Source organism: Sphingomonas sp. Leaf67 (assembly GCF_001421965.1).
In the GTDB taxonomy this organism is placed as follows: domain Bacteria; phylum Pseudomonadota; class Alphaproteobacteria; order Sphingomonadales; family Sphingomonadaceae; genus Sphingomonas.
This window is the reverse complement of the sequence record NZ_LMLP01000001.1, coordinates 703,571-723,434: the sequence shown is the minus strand read 5'-3', so window position 1 is coordinate 723,434 and position 19,864 is coordinate 703,571. Positions and strand designations below refer to the sequence as shown.

The window sequence follows — 19,864 nt, the reverse complement described above, 5'->3', positions numbered from 1 at the left end:
AGGGGCGGGCATGGTTCGCGTTCTCCTGTTGCTCGCCGCGCTCTCGGCGCTGTTCGCCGATACGGCCCATGCCCAGCAGAACGGCTTCGATCTGGCCGGTCCCGACGTGTCGGTCATGGTCCGGCGGGGCGACGTCGAGCTGCCGGTCGCGGCGGTTCCGGCGCTGCGCGGGGGCGATACGCTGACGGCGAAGGCGTTGCTGCCTGCCGATCAATCGGCGCGCTATCTGCTGGTCGTCGCTTTCCTGCGCGGGGCGACCAATCCGCCGCCCAAGGACTGGTTCACGTCGGTCGAGACGTGGAACAAGAAGAAGAACGTCCTGACCGTGACGGTGCCCGAGGGTGCCGAGCAGGTGCTGTTGTTCCTCGCCCCCGAAGCGGGCGGCGGCTTTTCGGCGGTGCGTGGCGCGGTGCGCGGGCGGCCGGGCGTGTTCGTACGCGCGGCGCAGGATCTGTATCAGGCGTCGCTCGACCGGCAGCGGCTGGATGCGTTCGTCGGCGCGATCGGCCGGATCGGTGAGCGTGCGCCCGAACGGCTCGCCACCGCCGCGCCGGTGCTGGCCGATGCGCTGCGGATCAAGCTGAACGCCGATTGCCTGCTGCGCCAGCGCGCGTTGCAGGCGGCGTGCCTGACCCAGCAGCGCGACTCGCTCGTGTTGCAGGCGCAACGCGGCGCGACCCTGACCGAAACGCTGACCGGCACCCCGGTCGACCTTGCGTATCGCGTGGCGGCGACGCGGGAGGGTGGGGCGGGCTATTACAGCCCCTATATCGGGCTGGCGCGCGATCTGGCGCGGCTGTTCGGGGCGTTTCGTACCGCGCAATATCAATATCTTCCCGCATTGGCGCTGGGGCAGGGGCAGGCGATCCACCTGCAATTGAACAGCGCCCCGTCTTTCCAGAATCCGCGATCGGTGCTGGTCGCGCCATTGCCGCCGATCGGCGCCGCACCGCCGCCTTTGTGGCGGTCGAGTGCGCCGGGGGCGCTCTGTCTGGCGAAGCCCGATCTGGTGCTGCCGATCGATGACGCGTCGCTGCTGTTCGCCACCGATTATGCGCGCGATCTGGTGCTGCGCGTCACCGCCGTCGATGGCCGGGTGTCGACACTGCCGCTGACCGCCGATGCCGAGCGTGGCGGGCTGGTGCTGGCCAATGGCGGGTCGCAGGTGGCGGGGCCGGTGACCGAGGCGGTGGTACAGGGACGCTGGGGCTTCGACGCGTTCAGCGGTCCGCGCGTGCCGGCGCAGCTCGACGGTCCCGGTGCGTGGACCGCGCAGCCCGATGCGACAGTGATCGTCGGGCGCGACCATCCGCTGGTGCTGCGCGGCGGGGCGGCGGCATGCGTCGCCGGGCTGACGCTGCGCGATGCGGGTGGGCTCAGTCGCTCGCTGACGTGGAAGTCGGCCGCGCCCGACGTGCTCGACGTGACGCTGCCCCTCGTCAAGACCCGGCCGGGGACGCTGACGCTGACCGTCGTTCGATTCGGCGCGGTCGCCCCCGATCAGATTGCGCTGACCGGTCGCGCCGAGCCGAGCCGGCTCGATCGGTTCACCATCCATGCCGGCGACCGGGACGGCGTGCTGGAGGGGGCACGGCTCGATCAGGTGACGGGACTGACGCTGGGCGGTACGCGCTTCGCGGCGGGTGCGCTGACGCGGGTCGGGGAGGGCGATCGGCTGACGCTGACCGCCGGGCAGGCGGTGACCGAACCGGCGGACGGCGCGGCGGTGCAACTACGCGATGGTCGTACCGCAACGGTGGCCGTAACGGTCGCGCCGGCACGGCCGGTCGCGACGTTGCTCGACCGGCGTGTCGTCTATGCGCCGCCCGCTGGAGCGTTGCCGATCGACCTGCCCGACGGGCTGGTGCCGACCGGTGCGACGCTGACCTTCTCGACCCGCATCGCCGGTGGTCTGAGCGGCGGCGAGGACGGGATCGAGATCGCGAACGGTGACGTCGCCAGGCGGCTGACCATCGCGTCCGGCGCGGTACAGCGGATCGGCGACGATATCGCGGTGGCGACGATCGCGCCGCAAGCGGCGTTCGGCGCGGGCGCGGCGGGATCGCTGCGCTTCCGGGCATGGCGCGGCGGTGCGGCGGGGGCGTGGCAGCCGCTGGGGACGCTGGTCCGCCTGCCGGTGCTGACCGGCATCGCCTGTCGCGAGCGCTGTACGGTGAGCGGGCGCGACCTGTTCGTCGTCGCCGCGATCGGGACGACCCCGGACATGAAGGATGCAACGCCGCTGCCCGCCGGGTTCGTCGGCGGATCGGTCGATGTGCCGGGCACGCAGGACATGCTGACCCTGCGGCTGCACGACGCGCCGGACGCGGTGCTGCGGGTAAAAGTGCCGGCGAAATAAGGGGGAGGGCGAGTGATTCGCCCGAACTCTCTGGTCGGGGCGACAGGATTCGAACCTGCGACCCCCACACCCCCAGTGTGATGCGCTACCAGGCTGCGCTACGCCCCGATCAGAGAGGGCGTGCCTTTAGGCCTGCTTTTCGGCCCATGCAAGCCCGAAGCGTGCGAGCGGGCAAATGTTGCGTGCGACCCGTGCAGATGATAGCTGCCCGCAATTGACAGGATGCCGTGTTCGCGGCGTCCGCTATCTCGGACATTCAGGCCAGCAATGCTCGTACCTTCCGCTTTCGCCCAGTCCGCCGCCGCGCCCGCGGCATCGGGTGGTATCTTCGGCACGCTGATCGGCGTCGCGCCGCTGCTGCTGATCTTCGTCGCCTTCTACTTCCTGTTGATCCGTCCGCAGTCGAAGCGGATGAAGACGCTGCAGGCGTCGATTGCCGCCGTGAAGCGCGGCGACAGCATCGTCACCGCCGGCGGCATCATCGGCAAGGTGACCAAGGTCGAGGACACGTTCGTCGAGGTCGAGATCGCCGCCAACACCCGCGTCCGCGTGGTCAAGGCGACCATCGCCGAAGTCACGCCGCCCGCCGGCGCCAAACCCGCGAACGACTGATGCTCGACTTTCCGCGCTGGAAACGGATCGCCATCTGGGCATCCGTCATCCTGTTGTCGCTGTTCGCCATCCCGAGTCTGCTGCCCGAATCCATGCGGGCGAAGCTGCCTTCATGGTATGCGTCGCAGACGATCAATCTTGGCCTCGATCTGGCGGGAGGCAGCTACATCCTGCTCGAAGCGAAGACCGAAGACGTCGCCGCGACCCAGATCGAGGCGATGCGCGAACGCATTTCGACCGAGATGCGCCGCCAGCCGCGCGTCGCGATCGGCGATATCTCGACGCGGGGCGGGCAGATCAGCTTCATGGTCCGCGACGCGAGCCAGGTCGATGCCGCACGCGAAAAGCTGCTCAGCCTGACCGGCGGCGGCGCGGGCATGACCGGCCAGCGCGAATGGGATATCGAAGTACGCGACACCACGCGCTTCGTGCTGACCCCGACCCAGCCCGGCCTGCGCCTGACCGTCGAGAATGCGATGAAGGACGCGACCGAGGTCGTGCGTCGCCGTATCGACGAACTGGGCACCCGCGAGCCGACGATCATCCAGCAGGGCACCAACCGCATCGTCGTGCAGGTCCCCGGCCTGTCCGATCCGAAGGCGCTGAAGGACCTGCTCGGCAAGACCGCGCGGCTCGAATTCAAGCTGGTCGACCTGACCGCCGATCCGCAGGCGGTTGCCCGTGGACAGGCACCGGCCGGCAGCCAGATCCTGCCCTATCCGGCGCAGGGCGGCGGCATTGCGGTCAAGCGGTCGACGATCATCTCGGGCGATCAGCTCGCCGATGCGCGGCAGACCTATGACCAGAACGGCCAGCCCAACGTCACGATCAATTTCAATTCCGAAGGCGGTCGCCGCTTCGCGAAAGTGACGCAGGAAAATACCGGCAAGCCGTTTGCGATCATCGTCGACAATTCGGTCATTTCCGCGCCCAACATCAACGAACCGATCCTTGGCGGCAGCGCGACGATCAGCGGTGGTTTCACCGTCGACAGCGCCAACCAGCTGTCGATCGCGCTGCGTTCGGGCAAGCTGCCGGTCGACCTGACTGTCGTGCAGGAAAGCACCGTCAGCCCCGAACTGGGGGCCGATTCGATCAAGGCAGGCGTCACCGCCGCGATCATCGCCACCGTCGCGGTCATCGCGTTCATGGTCATGACCTATGGCCGGTTCGGCATCTATTCGACGATCGCCGTCGTGCTGAACATCCTGATGATCCTTGCGGTGATGGCGTTCCTGAAAGCGACGCTCACGCTGCCCGGCATCGCCGGCTTCGTGCTGACCATCGGTACCGCGGTCGACGCGAACGTGCTCATCAACGAACGCATCCGCGAGGAACGGCGGCGCGGGCGTTCGGTGCTCCAGTCGCTCGAACTGGGGTACAAGGAAGCGAGCCGCACGATCTTCGAGGCGAACGTGACCCACGCGATCGCCGGGGGGATCATGCTGATCCTCGGCTCCGGCCCGATTCGCGGCTTCGCGGTCGTGCTGCTGCTCGGCATCGCCAGTTCGGTGTTCACCGCCGTCACCTTCACGCGGATGCTGGTCGCCGGATGGATGCGCCGCAACCGTCCGACCGACATCCATATCTAAGGCCCGGCCGTCATGCGTCTCATCAAGCTGGTCCCCGACAACACCAACATCCGCTTCGTCGCGGTGCGGAAGATCGCGTTCACCGTGACGCTGATCCTCAGCATCCTCGCGGTCGGGCTTGTGTTCGTCCGTGGCCTCAATTTCGGCGTCGACTTCATGGGCGGCGTCGCGATCGAAGAGAAATTCGCCACCCCGCCGGCGATCGACCGGGTACGCGCGACGATCGAACGGCTGGGGGTGGGTGAACCCGCGATCCAGCAATTCGGCGATCCGACGCTCGTGTCGATCCGCCTGCCGGTACCCGAAGGCGACGCGGGCGCGACCGACCGGCTGGTCGAACGCGTGAAGACCGCGCTGTCGACCGAATTCCCCGGCGCGACGTTCAGCAACTACTCGACCGTGTCGGGCAAGGTGTCCGACGAGCTGGTGACCAACGGCGTGCTGGCCGTGTTGCTGGCCATCGTCGGCATCGCGATCTTTTCGTGGTTCCGGTACGAATGGCAGTTCGGCGTGTCGACCGCGGTCGCGATCATTCACGACGTGCTGATGACGCTCGGTTTTTTCGCGCTGACGCAGATGCCGTTCGACCTGACCATCGTCGCGGCGGTGCTGACCATCATCGGCTATTCGATCAACGACAAGATGGTGATCGACGACCGTATCCGCGAAAACATGCGTAAATACCGCAAGATGGGGATGCGCGAGCTGATCGATCTGTCGGTCAACGAAACGTTGCCGCGGACGGTCATGACCTCGCTGACCATCCTGTTGGCGCTGACCGCGCTGATCGTGTTCGGCGGCCATGTGCTGCGTGGCTTCACCGCCGCGATGATCCTCGGCGTGATCGTCGGTACCTATTCGTCGATCTACGTGTCGTCGTCGCTGCTGATCTCGCTGGGGCTACAGCCCGGTGCGCCGGTGGGGGAGGGGACGGTCAAGGAACCGGTCCCGCAAAAGGGCGCGCGGTGAAGCTCGACCGGACCCGCAAGGGCGACGGTCCGGTCGTTTCGGGCCTGACCACCGGCGGGTTCCGGGTCGATGACGGCATCTACCCCGCGCTGCTGATGACGCCGCAGCGCGCCGATCTGTGGGAGCCGCCCGCGTTCGAGGTGCTGAATGCCGATGCGCTGGCGGCGATACTGGCGATCGATCCGGTCCCGGAGTTCCTGCTGCTCGGCACCGGCGCTACCCTGCGCCAGCCGCCGCGCGCGCTGGTTCGCGCGCTCGATGCGCGGGGGTTGGGGATCGAGGCGATGGACAGCCGGGCGGCGGCACGCGCATGGGGCGTGTTGCGCGACGAAGGTCGCTGGATCGCGGCGGCCTTCTACCCCTTCTGATCGACCAGTCCGGCCAGATGGTCGCGTAGCTCCGACGCATTGCGCTCCCAGCTATAGGCATCGACGGTCGCCCGCGTCGTCGCCGGATCAGTGGCCTGCGACAAGATCGCCGCAATCCCTTGCGCGAAAGACGCCGCATCGCGCGCTACGATTCGCCCCGCAGTGGAACGGGTGACCACTTCGCGCGCCGCCCCGGCATCGGGAATAACGATCGGCGTCCCGCTGGCAAGCGCTTCGACCCAGGCATTGGCCAGCCCTTCCGACGACGACGCCAGCGCCATGACGTCCGCTGCCGCCAGCAGGTCGGGCAGCGCGTCGTGCGGCATGGCCCCGCATAGCCGGACCCGGTCGCCGATACCCAGTTCAGCGATACGCGCCGTCAGCGACGCCTGATCGGGACCACCGCCTACGATCCACAAGGCGACGCCGGGTAATGCCGCCACCGCCTCCAGCACGATGCGGTGGCCTTTCCGCGGGATCAGCGCGCCGAGCGATACGACTAGCGCGCCGGTGACCCCCAGTCGCGCCCTCGCCGCCGCCCGATCGAGCGCACCGAACCGGCTGCGGTCGATCCCGGTGCGATGGACCCGAACCGGACGGTCGATCCCGGCGGCGGCGATATCGTCGGCCATCGACTGCGAGACGGCCAGCAAGCCATCGGCACGCTCGCCGGCCGCACGGACCTGCGCCGCGGTCGCCGGGGCATGGCCCCAATGATGGATATCCGCCCCGCGCGCCTTGATCGACACCGGCACGCCATAGCGCCGCCCCAGCGCCACCGCCGCCGGTCCGTCGGGAAAGAAAAACTCGGCATCGATCACATCGAAGCGAAACGTCTCGCGCAGCGCGTCGAGATGCGGGGTCAGGCACCGGACCAGCGCGCCGACATGGAACCGCCCCCGTGTCGCGGGCAGGTTCACAAAACGCGGACGATCGACTGCCAGACCTTTCCAGTCCTCGCGCAACGGCAGGCGCGCGAGCGAACGGTAGCCCGGGTGGAGCGAGAGGGGGAAGGGGGGGATGCCGATCGGGGCGACGACCCGAACCTCGACGTCACCCAGTGCGGCCAGGCCCCGTGTCTGCCGTTCGACGAACACCCCGAAATTGGGCCGGGTGGCATCGGGGAACAGCGTGGCCAGGGTCAGAACGCGCAGCATGTGGCAGCGTCATAGCCGAAAAGGATGAAGGCTTTGCCGCAAATCGGGGCGGCAAGAAAAAGGGCCGGAGCAGCTTGCCCCGGCCCGGTTCGCATCATGCGTTCAGCGTGTGGTCCAGCGTGATCTCGGCATTCAGCAGCTTCGAGATCGGGCAGCCTGCCTTGGCACCGGCCGCGATTTCCTCGAACTTCGCCTGATCGATGCCAGGGACGCTGGCGATCAGGGTCAGTGCCGACTTGGTCACCTTGAACCCGTCGCCATCCTTGTCCAGCGTGACCTTTGCCGTGGTTTCCAGCGTGCCGTCGCTATAGCCGGCACCGGCGAGCGCGAAGCTCAGCGCCATGGTGAAGCAGCTGGCATGGGCGGCAGCGATCAGTTCTTCCGGATTGGTGCCCTTGCCGTCCTCGAACCGGGTGTTGAAGCTATATTGCTGATTGTCGAGTACGCCGGACTGGGTCGAGACATGGCCTTTGCCGTCCTTGCCAAGACCTTCGTAACGGGCGGATGCACTGCGGATCATGCGGGAACCTTTGCGATGGGAAAAGGGGGCAGGCCCGTTGCCGGACCCGCCCCCTCAGAATTCCTCACGCCCGATAAGGTTCAACGGCAGCGGCCACGGCTGCCGCTCCGCTCGATCTCGCGGCCGGCAAGTGCGCCTGCGCCAGCGCCGAGCAGGGTGCCGAGCGTACGGTCGCCACGGCTGTCGATCGTCCGTCCGACCAGCGCGCCGGCCACACCACCGACGACCAGACCGGTGGTGCCATTGGGCTTGCGGCAATAGCGGCGACCGTCACGACCGCGCCATTCGCGATACTTGCCGCGACGCTGCGCCTCGGCCTCGGACTTGCCGACCGAGATGCCATGCTTCGAATAGGTCGCGCCGACGGGAGCCATCAGCGATGCAGCGGCGAGAGCCAACATGATATTGCGCATGGGGGAATGTCCTTTCGTCCATGTCGTTGTCGGCCAGTTTAACGCACCCTTCGCCTGACGGTTTCATGAACGAAACGACAGCTTGCGCCCGTCCCGCGACGGGACGATCCGTCAGCCGCTTGTCACGGGCGGATCAAGTGGATAGCGCGCCACCGCCTCGTACCATGCTCCAGCATTGCCGAGGTGGCTTTCGTACAGGATGAAGTGATCGAACCGCATCGCCGGTGACGCCAGTCCTGCATTCGCGCCGAGGAACGGTTCGGTCGGCCCGCTCGATTTGTTGAGCCGCGCCAGCGTGATGTGGGGCAGGAACGCCCGACTCTCGGGCGACAGGCCGAGACGGACGAGGGCGTGATCGACCTTGCGATGCAGCGCCGTCACCGCGTCGTGCGGCGTCACTCCCGCCCATAGCGCCCGGCCGCGCCGGCCCGCATCGAACTGTCCGACACCCGACAGCGCCAGATCGAACGCCGGTGCGCGAACCGCCTGTAATGCCAGTGCGATATCCTCCGCCACCGGCCGTTCGACGTCGCCGATATAGCGCAGCGTCAGGTGCAGTTGCTCGTCGTTCTGCCACCGCGCCGCCTCGACCCCGTCCTGGATGTCGAACAGCGCGTCGCGCATCTTGGCGGGCGGGCGAAGGGCGATAAACAGACGGTGCATGGCGGATTCTCCCGGTAGCGTAACAAAATGTTGCTCTCCGCGTTTGGCTTGAAATCGCCACGCTGGCGGACGATATTTCGAACAGCCGGCATGAGTGCCGGAAAGAGGAGTTTACAATGGCGAACTGGTCCGATCCCCGGACGTCGGCCGCACCGATCACCCGTACGCGCGACCGTGACATGGCGCGCGACGAAGGGCTGCGGTCCTACATGCTTTCGGTGTATAATTACATGGCGTCGGGCGTGCTGTTGACCGGCATCGTCGCGCTGTTGTTTTCGTGGGGTGGCGACACCTCGCCGGCGGCGGCGGTGTTCTACCAGCCCGGTATCCTGAAATATGCGATCATCTTCTCGCCGCTGATCTTCGTGATGGTGTTGAGCTTCGGCATCAACCGTCTGTCGACCGGTGCGGCACAGGGTCTGTTCTGGGCATTCGCGGCGATCATGGGTCTGTCGATGTCGACGATCTTCCTGCGCTACACCGGAGCGTCGATCGCGCTGACCTTCTTCGCGACCACGGTCTCGTTCCTGTCGCTCAGCCTTTACGGCTATACGACGAAGCGCGACCTGACCGGGTTCGGTACGTTCCTGATCATGGGTCTGGTCGGCCTGATCGTGGCGTCGCTGCTGAACCTGTTCTTCCAGTCGGGCATGATGAGCATGATCATCAGCGCGATTGGCGTGCTGCTGTTCGCGGGGCTGACCGCCTATGATACGCAGCGGATCAAGGGGCTGTATTATCAGGTCGCCGGCACCGATTTCGCTGGCAAGGCCGTGATCATGGGGGCGCTGTCGCTGTACCTCGACTTCGTGAACATGTTCCAGTTCCTGCTGTCGTTCATGGGCAACCGCGACTGATCCGGTCATCGATGACGGCATGAAGGGCCCGGCGGGAAACCGCCGGGTCTTTTCATATGCGGGGAACGCGTCGGGCGATCGTTTCGTTTTTGTCCCGAAGGAGTGAGGGATATGACCAACGACACCATGGGAATCGACGACAAGGCGCTTTCGTCGCTGTCGGTCGCCCCCGACGGCGACGAAAGCGAAGCGCACACCCCGCGGGGTCAGGGCGACGCGGGGGGCGATCACAGCATCGCCGGGCGGATGGAAAGCGATCCCGGCGATAGCGAGGCGCGGCTCGACCGCGGTCTCGACGAATCGATGGACGCGTCGGACCCGCCCGCCTCGACCCAGCCGATCCACAACAACCGCCCCGCACCCTCGTCGGGATACGATCCCGAACAGGAAGCGAAGCTGGCCCGCGACGGCAAGGCCGACTGACCGTACGGTACCGACTGTAAACGACGCGGCGTGTCGGCTGGTGCCGGCACGCCGCGTTCGGTATGCAAGGGGGCATGACGACCAATCGGTGGTTCCGACCCGTGCTGCGGGTCATCGCGGCGCTGCTGCTGGCGGTGCAGGCCGTCGTCCCGGCGCAGGCGGCGGTGACGATCACCTTCTGGTCGCAGGAATTCGGGCAGAGCTTTCCGCATGCGTTCTTTAGCTTTTCGGGCACCCCCGATGCCGGCGGGCCGGCAGCCGATGGCACCTATGGCTTTACTGCCAAGGCGATTACTCCCGCATTGCTGACCGGATCGGTCGGCGGACGGATCGACCGCCCCAAACCATCCTATATCGACCGCAGTAACGCGCATTTCTCGGTCGTGCTGAGCGATGCGCAATATGCCGCCGTCCGGTCGTTGATCGACGAATGGGGCGAAAACGGCGATTCGCACTATAACCTGAACCGCCGCAACTGCGTTCATTTCGTTGCCGAGGCCGCGCGTCGATCGGGGCTGACCGTGATCGAGGACAGGAAACTGATGAAGAAGCCGCGCTCCTTCACCCAATCCCTCGAACGCGCCAATGCCGGACGAGTGACGGTCATCGAATTGCCGGCCAAGGCCTATTTTGCATCGTTCAGGCCGCCGGTCGTGGCGGTCGGATCGGTGCCGTCGCCGCGCTGACCCCTTTCGTCGCAGCGTCAAATACGGCAGTCCTGCCGAACCACGGGTAACGGGAGTAGAGCGATGCGGCGGTGGACCATCGGGATATTGGCGTTGCTGGCGGGATGCGGACAGGCCGATGAACCCGATGCGTCGGTCAATCTGACGCAGGACGACTCGATCCTGCCGATGCCGTCGCCCACCCCCGAAACGCTGGTGACGATCCCGACCCGGTTCGTCGGGATATGGGACAGCGACGGTGCCGCCTGTGCCGCCGATCCCGCCGGGACTAACCGGCTGGTCGTCGCGGCGAACGCGATCACGATGGGCGACCGCGAGCTGCCGGTGCGCGGCATCACCCTCGCCGATGCCGGGGCGGTCGATATCGATATCGTCGGCGACCGTGGTGGCATCACCGAACAGCGCCGCTACCGGCTGGCGCTGGGCAAGGGGGGTACGCTCGACATGATGGCGGACGGTGGACCGGTCCGCCGAGTCCGCTGCGATGCGCCGGCCGGGGCGGAGGCAGCGGCGCGCAACGCGATCGCGCTAAACCTCGCCCCCGACGGCCTGCAAACCGTCGCCGGGGCCAGCAGCCGCGCGCTCCCCTTCGGCAGCCCCAGCGAGATCGTGTTGCGTGTGGTCGAAGCGGCGACCCAGAGCCTGCCCGAACGATCGCGCAACGAGACATGCGGCGAAGGCCCGCTCGACATCGCCACCTATCCGAAGATCGCCGTCTATTTTCAGGAAGGTCGCTTCGTGGGTTGGTCGGCGCGCGGGCGTGGGCTGACGACAATGAGCGGCGTCGGCATCGGCGCGAAGCGGGCGACGGTCGATTCGTCGATCGACGCGCCGGTCGAGGAAACCAGCCTTGGCCGCGAATTCACCAGCGGCGGCCTGTCGGGCACCTATGACGACAGGGACAATGTTAACGCTTTATGGGCGGGCAGCACCTGCACCGCCCGGTGATCGCGCCCGCCATCGCCGACGATGCCGACCGGGTGGTCGCATTGTGGCAGTCGTGCGGGCTGACCCGGCCATGGAACGACCCCCATGCCGATGTCGCGCGGGCGCTGTCGGGTGCGACGTCGACGATCCTGCTCGCCCGCGAGGAAGGCCACACGATCGGGAGCGTCATGGTCGGCCACGACGGGCATCGTGGCTGGCTCTATTATCTCGCGGTCGCGCCCGATCGTCAGGGGCAGGGCATCGGCCGCGCGTTGTTCACCGCTGCGGAGGACTGGCTGCGCGACGCGGGCGCGCCGAAGCTCCAGTTGATGGTCCGCAGCGACAACGACGCGGCGCTCGGCTTTTACCGTGCGATCGGGCTGACGCGGCAGGACGTCGTCGTGCTCGGCCGCTTCCTGACGGCGGACGGACCGACCTGATCGCCAGCTACTGATAGTCACTTGCAAAAGCAGTAGTGGCGGCGTACCCGGCGCGAAACATTCAGGGAATCGCTTCGTATGTCCGCTTTCGCCATCCTCCTCGCCGCCGCCACCGCCGTTCCGGAAGTGCCGCCGACCGAGGAGCCGCAGCGGGGCGACGATATCATCGTCACTGGCACCCGGACCGAGGGCGGCGCCGACTATGCGGTCAAGGCGCAGACCACCGCCACCCGCCTGCCGCTCAGCCAGCGCGGGACGCCGCAATCGGTCAGCGTGGTGACCCGCGCGCAGATCGAGGATTTCCAGCTCAACGATATCAACCAGTTGCTGGCAACGGTTCCCGGCGTGAACGTGCAGGCGCAGGAAACCGACCGCTTCTATTATTCGGCCCGCGGTTTCGACATTCAGACCTTCCAGATCGATGGCGTCGGGCTGCCCTTTGCCTTCGGCATCCAGAACGGCTCGATCGACACCGCGATGTACGACCGGATCGAGGTCGTGCGCGGCGCGCCGGGCCTGTTGTCGTCGACCGGCAATCCGTCGGCGGTCATCAACTTCATCCGCAAGCGCCCGACCCGCGATTTCGCCGCCTCGGCCAGCGCGCAATATGGTTCGTTCGACCATCTGCGGCTCGACGGCGATGTCAGCGTGCCGCTCACCAGCAGCGGCTCGGTCCGGGCGCGGGTGGTCGGCTCTTATTTCGACACCGACAGCCATCTCGACCGCTACGGCCTCCAGCGCTGGACCGGCTATGGCATCGTCGAGGCCGATCTCGGCCCCGACACCGTCATCAGCGCCGGCTACGGCCATCAGAACCACAAGAGCCGCGCGGCGATGTGGGGCGCGTTGCCGCTCTATTACAGCGACGGCAGCCGGATCGATTATGCCCGCTCGACCAACAGCTCGCCCGACTGGTCCAGCTTCAATGTCACCGATCGCCAGATCTTCGGAGACGTGACCCACCGGTTCGGCGACTGGACCGCGAAGCTGTCCGTACAGCGTCGCGCGATCGACGAGGATGACAAGCTGTTCTACGTCTATGGTGCCAATACGGACAACGACATCAATACCGCGCCCGATCGCACCACCGGCCTCGGCATCGTCAGCTATCCCGGCGCCTTCCAGTCCTTTGCGCGCAACCTGACGATCGACGCCAATATCGGCGGCACCGTCTCACTGTTCGGGCGTACCCATGACGTGATGTTCGGCGTGAACCGCTCGGCGCAGCGCTACACGCAGGATTCTGCCTATGACGGCGCGACGATCGGTATCTCGCTGCCGTTGTTCAGCGGCTTCGACGGGTCGTTCCCGGAACCGAACTTCCCAGCGTTCGACCGTAGCCTCGACACGCATACCCGGCGCGAGACCGTCTACGGCCTCGTCCGCCTGAACCCCACCGATGCGCTGAAGGTCATGGTCGGCGGCAATGCCACCCGCGCGTTCAGCGAGGGCGTGTCCTATACCACGCCAACCAATTTCGATCGTGCCCGCTTCCTGCCGTTCGTCGGTGCGACCTATGACCTGACGGGCAATATCAGCGCCTATGCGAGCTTCGCGACGATCTTCAATCCGCAGACGCAGGCGAACGAGCAGCGCCGCCTGATCGACCCGATCGAAGGCGACAATCTGGAGGCTGGTGTGAAGGGCGAATGGTTCGACGGCCGCCTGAATGCCAGCGTAGCCCTGTTCCAGGCACGGCAGAAGAATACGGCGGAGTCCGCAGGTTTCGACGCGACGATCGGTCAGACGCTGTATCGCGGCGTCGATGCCACGTCGCAGGGGATCGAACTGGAGGTCAGCGGACAGGTCGCGCCCGGGCTGCAAGCGACCGGCGGCTTCACCGCCATGCGGGTACGCGGTGAGAATGACGAACCGGTCCGCACCTTCGTGCCGCGCAACACCGCGCGCCTGAACGTCGTGTGGTCGCCGACGATGCTGCCGGCATTGAAGATCGGCGCGTCGGGCCAGTATCAGAGCCGTATGTATCTGGAGCCGGACGGTGTCACCGCCACTACCGGACAACAGGTGCGGATCACGCAGGACGGTTATGCGACGCTCGACCTGATGGCACGCTACGAACTGACCCCGCGCGTGGCACTGAGTGCCAATGTCCGCAACATCAACGATGCGAAGGCGTTGAGCGCGATCAACTTCGATCAGGGCTATTTCATCGCGCCGCGCACGGTGCTCGGCACGGTGCGGATCAGCTACTGAAGCGAGAAGGGGGCGGTGGTGCCGCCCCCTTCTCCTCACCCCGGCTTCCCCGACTACGAACCGTTCGTACCGAGTAGGGGCTGAGCTTGCCGAAGACCCGTATCGAAGTACCTTTGGCGGTCCTTCGATACGCCCCTTCGACCGGCTTAGCGGCTACTCAGGACAAACGGGGTTGCCGGGTAACCCGGCGCTACCCCACGAACGCGCGTTCGATCACATAGTCGCCGGGCTTGGCGTTCGACCCTTCCTCGAACCCGAGACCTTCCAGATATTCCGAAAAGTCGCGGATCATCTCGGTCGATCCGCACAGCATGATGCGGTCCGTCGCCGGGTCGAACGCCTGCGCCCCCCCGATGCGGGCGCTGAACAGCGTGCCATTCTCGACCAGCGCGTCGATGCGGCCCGTGGTGTGGAATTCCTCGCGCGTCACCGTCGGAACATAGGTGAACTGCTGCGCCGCCTGATCCTCGACCAGCGGATCGCCGGCAAGGTTCGCCTCCATCGTCGTGCGGAAGGCGAGGTCGGACACGCGGCGCACCGAATGGACGACGACGATCGACGAATACATCTCATATACGTCGGGGTCGCGGATCAGCGACAGGAACGGGGCAAGGCCGGTACCGGTCGACAGCATGAACAGGCGGCTGCCGGGCTTCAGCGCGTCGGTGACCAGCGTGCCGGTCGGCTTCTTGCCCAGATAGACTTCGTCGCCGGGTACGATCTGTTGCAGCCTGCTGGTCAGCGGGCCGTCCTGCACCTTGATCGACAGGAACTCCAGCTCTTCGGCATAGGCCGGGCTGGCGATCGAATAGGCACGCAGCAACGGCTTGCCGTTGTCGCCGGGCAGGCCGATCATCACGAACTCGCCCGAACGGAAGCGGAAGCTCGGCGGGCGGGTGATCGTGAAGCTGAAGAGATGCTCGTTCCAGTGACGCACCGAACGCACGCGCTCGACGCTGAGCGCGTTGGTGGGTTCGAGGCCGTGGACGACGGCGGTGCGGTCGGTCATCGATAATCCTTACGTCTTGACGCTGGTCCCCGGCGGCAGCCCGATCTGGCCGAGCATCGCCGCTGTCCGGGCCAGCGCGCAAAAGGTTGGTGCGATCGCCCCGTCGGCGACCAGCAGCGAAAGCGTGGTCCGTGCCTTCGCATCGCGACCCGTTACGAGATCGCGCGCCAAGGTCAAGAGAACCGATTCATCATCGGTCACAAGCCCGCATTTACAGTTGATCTGGATCGGTACGCGGGCATGGCCCGACAACTGCGTCATCCACGCGTCGAAATCGCCCAGCGCGTCGAGCGCGCCCGCCTGTGCAAAGCGTGCCGCCAGCAGTGCGGACGGGTTCTGGCACGCACTGCGCGCCGCCACCCAAAGCCGGATCGCTTCGAGCAGGAAGCGGTCGCCGTTCGACAATATCGATACCGGCCGGTCGATCAGATCGTACATAGAGCCTCGCTATTGATACTCATTCGCAGACGCTATCGGCAGGGTTTGCGATCGTCAATGGCTGTCGTGCAGCGGACCGGCACTTTGTCGCAACCGGCCGAAGGGGCGACGCGCGAACGGGATCGGTGACCTGTAAAGAAGATATTCAGCAATTCGGCGCATCGTGCCCCGACGAGGGAAAAGGGCGGTGCAATGAAGTTGAAGGTCCGGGGTCGCGTCAACTTGATCGGTGCAATGGCGGCGATCGGACTTGTCGCGCTGCTGTGTATCAGTCTGTTTCGCATGTCGGCGATCATGCACGCCGATATCGAGCGCAATACACGACAGGTCGTCGAAACCGCGCGGTCGGTCGTCGCCTATTATCATAACGCCGAACTGGCCGGGCGGATGAGCCGTGCCGAGGCACAGCGGGCCGCGCTGTCGACGCTGAAGGACATGCGCTACGAAGGGAAAGAGTATTTCTGGGTCAACGATCTGCATCCGACGATGCTGATGCACCCGACCAAGCCCGAACTCGACAATACCGACCTGACCAACAACCGCGACGCCACCGGCAAGGCACATTTCGTCGAGATGGCGAATGTCGTGAAGGCCCAGGGTGAGGGCTTCGTCCGCTATATGTGGAAGACCCCCGACAAGTCGCATGACGAACCGAAGCTGTCCTATGTCGCCGGGTTCAAGCCATGGGGCTGGGTGATCGGCTCGGGTGTGTATCTCGACAGCGTCAATGCGGCGGTGTGGAGCGCGGCGCTGTATCAGAGCGCCCTTGCGCTGGCCGTGCTGCTGGTCGTCGCCTTCGTCGCCTTCCGCATCGGCCGCTCGATCTCGCAACCGGTCGAGGCACTGTCGGCCCGGATGCGCGCGCTTGCGGCCGGCGACACCGCGACTCCGATTCCCGGCCGCGACCGCATCGATGAGGTGGGCGAAATGGCCGCCGCGCTCGAAACCTTCCGTGACGCGGCGATCGTCGCCGCCGATCGCGAGGCCGAGCAGCAGCGCGTGGTCGCGACGGTCGGATCGGGGCTCGACGCGCTGGCCCATGGCCGGCTCGACACCCGGATCGGCGGCAAATTGTCGGGTACCTTCGCCAAGATCGGCGGCGATTTCGACTCGGCGATGGCGGCGGTTGCCGACGCGATGCGCTCGGTCACGCGCTCGGCGGGCGGCATCCGCACCGGCGCGACCGAGATCAGCAGCGCGTCTGACGACCTGTCGCGCCGCACCGAACAACAGGCGGCAAGCCTTGAGGAAACCGCCGCCGCGCTCGACCAGATCACGGCCACGGTCCGGCGCACGGCAGCGGGGGCGGCACAGGCCAATACGACCATGAGCGCGACTCGCGGCGATGCCGAGGACGGCGTTCGCATCGTGCGCGAGGCGGTGACGGCGATGAGCGGCATCAAGCGCGCGTCGGACGAGATTTCGGAGATCATTTCGGTCATCGACGGCATCGCCTTCCAGACCAATCTGCTCGCCCTCAACGCCGGGGTCGAGGCCGCGCGCGCCGGCGATGCGGGCAAGGGCTTCGCGGTCGTCGCCTCCGAAGTCCGCGCGCTGGCCCAGCGGTCGGCCGACGCCGCCAACGACGTCAAGTCGCGCATCCACGCCAGCGGCAGCCAGGTCGAGATCGGCGTCACGCTGGTCGGGCAGACCGGCAGCGCGCTCGAACGCATCGTCGCGCGCATCGCCGAGATCGCCGATCTGGTCGCGACGATCGCCCGCGGTGCCGACGAACAATCGTCCGGGCTGCAACAGGTCAACATCGCCGTCAGCGAGATGGACGCGGTCACGCAGCAGAACGCCGCCATGGTCGAGGAAGCCACCGCCGCCGCGCGCAGCCTCGCCAGCGAAGCCGAAGCGCTGACCCGCCACGTCGCCCGGTTCAGCGTCGCGGAAACCGCCGGCCGCGACCAGCCCCGCACCCTACGCGCAGTGGCATGATCGACCGCGGCGCGTCGCCAAGCTAGACGCGAACGTCCACCCTTCGAAGAGGCGACCCGTGACCCTGACGCTGTACGGCATCCCCAATTGCGAGCAACCCGGCACGGTTGTAAGCAAAAGCTCGAATGGGTCGAACTACTGAAAGCGACGATTTTTGGTAGTCAGCCGCCTTTCCGCTTCCGGTAGGATTGCGATCTACGCTCGGCGCTGTTGCTTGCGTGAAGGCGCGCACCTTGTCGTTTAATTCGGCGAGCGCCGCTTGGAATGCTTCAGGGCTGTCGTCCGCGGCCGTCACGGAGAACCGGTGTCGCTTGCCGTGGTGATAGACGCCTTGAGACACCGTTGCTGCCATACGGCGACGATAGCACTTTCACGCGAACTTCAGCTATTGGGCAGATGCGAACGTGCTGTCTTTTTCATGTGCGGCTCTAGCAGAGGGATTGCCAGTGGCGTTGACGATATATGGAATTCCGGCCTGCGACACGATGAAGAAGGCGCGCGTCTGGCTCGACGGGCAAGGCATCGCGCATCGGTTCCACGACTATAAGAAGGCCGGCATCGACCGCGCGACGCTCGAAGTCTGGGTCGCGGCGCTGGGGTGGGAAGCGCTGCTCAACCGGTCGGGCACGACGTTCCGCAAGCTGCCCGATGCCGACAAGGCCGATCTGACCGCCGACTGCGCCATCGACCTGATGCTGGCGCAACCGTCGATGATCCGCCGGCCGGTGCTGGTCGCCGACGACTGGATCGAGGTCGGTTTCAAACCCGATCGCTACGCCGGACGATTGCTCTCGGCGGACTGATTGCGCTACGATTGCAGCTGCTCGGGGGCCGATGGCGATACCGCAGCGATTTGCCTGTGGGAGAGACATGGCTGAAACCCTTTTTCGTTTGCCGCCGCTCTGGTTCCGCGTCGTCGCCTTGCTGATGACGTTGTGGGGTGCGGCGGGTGTTTTCGCCTTTTACGGCCATGCGACGACCGGGCCGGCGCAGCTGGCGGCGTTACCCGACTATGAGCGCGGCTTTTTCCTCGCGCTGCCCGACTGGTTCGTCTGGATCTATGCCATCGCCACCTGGGGCGGGTTGCTCGGCGGGATCGCGCTGATGCTCCGGCGGCGGATTGCGAGCCTCTTCCTCGCGCTGTCGCTGCTGGCGGTCGCGGTGCAGTTCGGCTGGGTCTTTGCCGCGACCGACCTGATCGCGGTCAAGGGCGCGGCGGCGGTCGTGCCGTTTCCGCTGGTGATCTTCGCCATCGCGCTGGGCCAGTTGGCGGTTGCGCGCCATGCCGACGCCCGTGGGTGGCTTCGCTAGGGGCGTTCCGCTAGGACGCTGACCATGTCCACGACCTTCACCATCGACACCGCGACCAGCCGCGCGACGCCGACCCCCGCGCCGATGAAGCGGCTGACCATCCCCGCGATCCGCGCCGCCAAGGGCAAGACCCCGCTGGTGATGCTGACCGCCTATACCGTCCGCATGGCGCAGCTGATGGACGCGGGGTGCGACATGCTGCTGGTCGGCGACAGTCTGGGGCAGGTGATCTACGGCCTGCCGTCGACCGTGCCGGTCACGCTCGACATGATGGCGGCGCATGGCGCGGCGGTCGTGCGCGGCAGCTATCACGCGCTGGTCGTGATCGATCTCCCCTTCGGCAGCTATGAAGCCAGTCCGCAACAGGCGTTCGAAAGCGCGGCGATGCTGCTCAAGGCGACCGGCGCGGCGGCGGTGAAGCTGGAAGGCGGCACAGCGATGGCCGACACCGTCGCCTTCCTGTCGCAGCGCGGGATTCCGGTGATGGGCCATGTCGGCCTGACGCCACAGGCGGTGAACCAGCTCGGCGGCTATGGCGCACGCGGCCGCAGTCCGGAGGAAGCGGCGAAGATCGTCGCCGATGCCGTCGCCGTTGCCGAAGCGGGAGCCTTCGCGGTGGTGATCGAGGGGGTGGTCGAACCGATCGCGATCGATATCACCCGCCGCATCGCGGTACCGACGATCGGTATCGGTGCGTCGGCGCAGTGCGACGGGCAGGTGCTGGTTGCCGAGGATATGCTCGGCTTCTTCGAACGCACCCCGCGCTTCGTGAAGACGTTCGACGACATCGCCGGTCGCATCTCGGCGGCGGTGCAGACCTATGCCGCCGACGTCCGCTCGCGCGTCTTTCCGGGACCGGACCAGCTCTACGCGCCGAAGGATTGAGGTCGTCCGCCCGCGTCATCCCCGCGAAGGCGGGGATCCATAGACGCGACGCCAGCGGCTCCTGCCCGGAGGTCGGCGCA

General features: G+C 66.4%; 22 protein-coding genes and 1 tRNA gene. 15 read left to right on the top strand and 8 right to left on the bottom strand.

Annotation, left to right across the window (positions count from 1 at the left end):
• Nucleotides 1-10: 10 nt before the first annotated feature.
• Nucleotides 11-2,359, top strand: a complete 2,349-nt coding sequence (locus ASE90_RS03490; protein ID WP_055995978.1) for a hypothetical protein — start codon at nt 11-13, stop codon at nt 2,357-2,359.
• A 31-nt stretch (nt 2,360-2,390) separates the two neighbouring features.
• Here ASE90_RS03490 and ASE90_RS03485 read toward each other — a convergent pair.
• A tRNA-Pro gene (locus tag ASE90_RS03485) sits at nt 2,391-2,467 on the bottom strand.
• 159 nt (nt 2,468-2,626) lie between these two features.
• Between ASE90_RS03485 and yajC the strand changes: the two genes are divergently transcribed.
• Genes yajC through ASE90_RS03465 form a run of 4 tightly spaced genes read left to right on the top strand, consistent with a single transcriptional unit; the run spans nt 2,627 to nt 5,900 of the window.
• Complete coding sequence (gene yajC, locus ASE90_RS03480) at nt 2,627-2,971, top strand: preprotein translocase subunit YajC (RefSeq protein WP_055995974.1); 345 nt, start codon at nt 2,627-2,629, stop codon at nt 2,969-2,971.
• On the top strand, nt 2,971-4,563 hold the full coding sequence (gene secD, locus ASE90_RS03475) for a protein translocase subunit SecD (protein ID WP_055995971.1): 1,593 nt from the start codon (nt 2,971-2,973) through the stop codon (nt 4,561-4,563). The genes yajC and secD overlap by 1 nt, the downstream gene beginning before the upstream one ends.
• Nucleotides 4,564-4,575: 12 nt before the next feature.
• Nucleotides 4,576-5,532 (top strand): protein translocase subunit SecF, encoded by a 957-nt coding sequence (gene secF / locus ASE90_RS03470; protein ID WP_055995968.1) that lies wholly within the window; start codon nt 4,576-4,578, stop codon nt 5,530-5,532.
• Nucleotides 5,529-5,900 carry an MTH938/NDUFAF3 family protein gene (locus ASE90_RS03465; protein WP_055995964.1) on the top strand — a complete coding sequence of 124 codons (372 nt, stop codon included), beginning with the start codon at nt 5,529-5,531 and terminating at the stop codon, nt 5,898-5,900. The genes secF and ASE90_RS03465 overlap by 4 nt, the downstream gene beginning before the upstream one ends.
• Here the strand turns inward: ASE90_RS03465 and ASE90_RS03460 are convergent.
• The 4 genes from ASE90_RS03460 to thpR all read right to left on the bottom strand — a co-directional run bounded on the left by ASE90_RS03460 (nt 5,888) and on the right by thpR (nt 8,653).
• A complete protein-coding gene (locus tag ASE90_RS03460; protein ID WP_055995960.1) occupies nt 5,888-7,057 on the bottom strand; it encodes a glycosyltransferase in 1,170 nt (389 codons plus the stop codon). The genes ASE90_RS03465 and ASE90_RS03460 overlap by 13 nt on opposite strands.
• Before the next feature lie 94 nt (nt 7,058-7,151).
• Nucleotides 7,152-7,577, bottom strand: coding sequence for an OsmC family protein (locus ASE90_RS03455; RefSeq protein ID WP_055995957.1), 426 nt, complete (start codon nt 7,575-7,577; stop codon nt 7,152-7,154).
• Nucleotides 7,578-7,657: 80 nt separating this feature from the next.
• Complete coding sequence (locus ASE90_RS03450; protein WP_055995954.1) at nt 7,658-7,990, bottom strand: glycine zipper 2TM domain-containing protein; 333 nt, start codon at nt 7,988-7,990, stop codon at nt 7,658-7,660.
• A 111-nt stretch (nt 7,991-8,101) separates the two neighbouring features.
• Nucleotides 8,102-8,653 carry an RNA 2',3'-cyclic phosphodiesterase gene (gene thpR, locus ASE90_RS03445; protein WP_055995951.1) on the bottom strand — a complete coding sequence of 184 codons (552 nt, stop codon included), beginning with the start codon at nt 8,651-8,653 and terminating at the stop codon, nt 8,102-8,104.
• Between the two features lie 116 nt (nt 8,654-8,769).
• Between thpR and ASE90_RS03440 the strand changes: the two genes are divergently transcribed.
• The 6 genes from ASE90_RS03440 to ASE90_RS03415 all read left to right on the top strand — a co-directional run bounded on the left by ASE90_RS03440 (nt 8,770) and on the right by ASE90_RS03415 (nt 14,200).
• Nucleotides 8,770-9,510 (top strand): Bax inhibitor-1/YccA family protein, encoded by a 741-nt coding sequence (locus tag ASE90_RS03440; protein WP_055995948.1) that lies wholly within the window; start codon nt 8,770-8,772, stop codon nt 9,508-9,510.
• Between the two features lie 111 nt (nt 9,511-9,621).
• Complete coding sequence (locus ASE90_RS03435; protein ID WP_055995946.1) at nt 9,622-9,933, top strand: hypothetical protein; 312 nt, start codon at nt 9,622-9,624, stop codon at nt 9,931-9,933.
• 74 nt (nt 9,934-10,007) lie between these two features.
• A complete protein-coding gene (locus ASE90_RS03430) occupies nt 10,008-10,619 on the top strand; it encodes a hypothetical protein (protein WP_055995943.1) in 612 nt (203 codons plus the stop codon).
• A 63-nt stretch (nt 10,620-10,682) separates the two neighbouring features.
• The gene (locus ASE90_RS03425; protein WP_055995940.1) at nt 10,683-11,567 is read left to right on the top strand and encodes a hypothetical protein; all 885 of its coding nucleotides are present in this window, start codon (nt 10,683-10,685) and stop codon (nt 11,565-11,567) included.
• Nucleotides 11,537-11,986 carry a GNAT family acetyltransferase gene (locus ASE90_RS03420; protein WP_055995937.1) on the top strand — a complete coding sequence of 150 codons (450 nt, stop codon included), beginning with the start codon at nt 11,537-11,539 and terminating at the stop codon, nt 11,984-11,986. Before ASE90_RS03425 ends, ASE90_RS03420 begins: the two co-directional genes overlap by 31 nt.
• 78 nt (nt 11,987-12,064) lie before the next feature.
• Entirely contained in the window at nt 12,065-14,200 is a 2,136-nt protein-coding gene (locus tag ASE90_RS03415) for a TonB-dependent siderophore receptor (RefSeq protein ID WP_055995934.1), read from the top strand.
• 190 nt (nt 14,201-14,390) lie between these two features.
• Here ASE90_RS03415 and ASE90_RS03410 read toward each other — a convergent pair whose 3' ends face one another.
• Both ASE90_RS03410 and ASE90_RS03405 read right to left on the bottom strand, forming a co-directional pair.
• Nucleotides 14,391-15,209: a ferredoxin--NADP reductase gene (locus tag ASE90_RS03410; protein WP_055995931.1), complete on the bottom strand. Its 819-nt coding sequence runs from the start codon at nt 15,207-15,209 to the stop codon at nt 14,391-14,393.
• 9 nt (nt 15,210-15,218) lie between these two features.
• Nucleotides 15,219-15,647, bottom strand: coding sequence for a hypothetical protein (locus ASE90_RS03405; protein ID WP_055995928.1), 429 nt, complete (start codon nt 15,645-15,647; stop codon nt 15,219-15,221).
• Between the two features lie 192 nt (nt 15,648-15,839).
• On the opposite strand from ASE90_RS03405, the gene ASE90_RS03400 reads away from it, so the two are divergent.
• Nucleotides 15,840-17,588 (top strand): methyl-accepting chemotaxis protein, encoded by a 1,749-nt coding sequence (locus ASE90_RS03400; RefSeq protein WP_055995924.1) that lies wholly within the window; start codon nt 15,840-15,842, stop codon nt 17,586-17,588.
• A gap of 22 nt (nt 17,589-17,610) precedes the next feature.
• Here the strand turns inward: ASE90_RS03400 and ASE90_RS20105 are convergent, their stop codons facing one another.
• Nucleotides 17,611-17,940: a hypothetical protein gene (locus tag ASE90_RS20105; RefSeq protein ID WP_162235040.1), complete on the bottom strand. Its 330-nt coding sequence runs from the start codon at nt 17,938-17,940 to the stop codon at nt 17,611-17,613.
• 94 nt (nt 17,941-18,034) lie between these two features.
• Here ASE90_RS20105 and ASE90_RS03395 point away from each other — a divergent pair, with 94 nt between their 5' ends.
• The 3 genes from ASE90_RS03395 to panB all read left to right on the top strand — a co-directional run bounded on the left by ASE90_RS03395 (nt 18,035) and on the right by panB (nt 19,784).
• Nucleotides 18,035-18,391, top strand: a complete 357-nt coding sequence (locus tag ASE90_RS03395) for an ArsC family reductase (protein WP_055995921.1) — start codon at nt 18,035-18,037, stop codon at nt 18,389-18,391.
• Nucleotides 18,392-18,458: 67 nt separating this feature from the next.
• The gene (locus ASE90_RS03390) at nt 18,459-18,899 is read left to right on the top strand and encodes a hypothetical protein (protein ID WP_055995918.1); all 441 of its coding nucleotides are present in this window, start codon (nt 18,459-18,461) and stop codon (nt 18,897-18,899) included.
• Nucleotides 18,900-18,923: 24 nt separating this feature from the next.
• Nucleotides 18,924-19,784 carry a 3-methyl-2-oxobutanoate hydroxymethyltransferase gene (panB, locus tag ASE90_RS03385; RefSeq protein ID WP_055995914.1) on the top strand — a complete coding sequence of 287 codons (861 nt, stop codon included), beginning with the start codon at nt 18,924-18,926 and terminating at the stop codon, nt 19,782-19,784.
• Nucleotides 19,785-19,864: the final 80 nt, after the last annotated feature.

Excerpts from the sequence above, each read along its gene's own strand:
- ASE90_RS03490 (WP_055995978.1), top strand. The coding sequence starts at position 11 with ATGGTTCGCGTTCTCCTGTTGCTCGCCGCGCTCTCGGCGCTGTTCGCC.
- yajC (WP_055995974.1), top strand. The coding sequence starts at position 2,627 with ATGCTCGTACCTTCCGCTTTCGCCCAGTCCGCCGCCGCGCCCGCGGCA.
- secD (WP_055995971.1), top strand. The coding sequence starts at position 2,971 with ATGCTCGACTTTCCGCGCTGGAAACGGATCGCCATCTGGGCATCCGTC.
- secF (WP_055995968.1), top strand. The coding sequence starts at position 4,576 with ATGCGTCTCATCAAGCTGGTCCCCGACAACACCAACATCCGCTTCGTC.
- ASE90_RS03460 (WP_055995960.1), bottom strand. The coding sequence starts at position 7,057 with ATGCTGCGCGTTCTGACCCTGGCCACGCTGTTCCCCGATGCCACCCGG.
- ASE90_RS03455 (WP_055995957.1), bottom strand. The coding sequence starts at position 7,577 with ATGATCCGCAGTGCATCCGCCCGTTACGAAGGTCTTGGCAAGGACGGC.
- ASE90_RS03450 (WP_055995954.1), bottom strand. The coding sequence starts at position 7,990 with ATGCGCAATATCATGTTGGCTCTCGCCGCTGCATCGCTGATGGCTCCC.
- thpR (WP_055995951.1), bottom strand. The coding sequence starts at position 8,653 with ATGCACCGTCTGTTTATCGCCCTTCGCCCGCCCGCCAAGATGCGCGAC.
- ASE90_RS03440 (WP_055995948.1), top strand. The coding sequence starts at position 8,770 with ATGGCGAACTGGTCCGATCCCCGGACGTCGGCCGCACCGATCACCCGT.
- ASE90_RS03435 (WP_055995946.1), top strand. The coding sequence starts at position 9,622 with ATGACCAACGACACCATGGGAATCGACGACAAGGCGCTTTCGTCGCTG.
- ASE90_RS03430 (WP_055995943.1), top strand. The coding sequence starts at position 10,008 with ATGACGACCAATCGGTGGTTCCGACCCGTGCTGCGGGTCATCGCGGCG.
- ASE90_RS03425 (WP_055995940.1), top strand. The coding sequence starts at position 10,683 with ATGCGGCGGTGGACCATCGGGATATTGGCGTTGCTGGCGGGATGCGGA.
- ASE90_RS03420 (WP_055995937.1), top strand. The coding sequence starts at position 11,537 with ATGGGCGGGCAGCACCTGCACCGCCCGGTGATCGCGCCCGCCATCGCC.
- ASE90_RS03415 (WP_055995934.1), top strand. The coding sequence starts at position 12,065 with ATGTCCGCTTTCGCCATCCTCCTCGCCGCCGCCACCGCCGTTCCGGAA.
- ASE90_RS03410 (WP_055995931.1), bottom strand. The coding sequence starts at position 15,209 with ATGACCGACCGCACCGCCGTCGTCCACGGCCTCGAACCCACCAACGCG.
- ASE90_RS03405 (WP_055995928.1), bottom strand. The coding sequence starts at position 15,647 with ATGTACGATCTGATCGACCGGCCGGTATCGATATTGTCGAACGGCGAC.
- ASE90_RS03400 (WP_055995924.1), top strand. The coding sequence starts at position 15,840 with ATGAAGTTGAAGGTCCGGGGTCGCGTCAACTTGATCGGTGCAATGGCG.
- ASE90_RS20105 (WP_162235040.1), bottom strand. The coding sequence starts at position 17,940 with ATGGCAGCAACGGTGTCTCAAGGCGTCTATCACCACGGCAAGCGACAC.
- ASE90_RS03390 (WP_055995918.1), top strand. The coding sequence starts at position 18,459 with ATGGCTGAAACCCTTTTTCGTTTGCCGCCGCTCTGGTTCCGCGTCGTC.
- panB (WP_055995914.1), top strand. The coding sequence starts at position 18,924 with ATGTCCACGACCTTCACCATCGACACCGCGACCAGCCGCGCGACGCCG.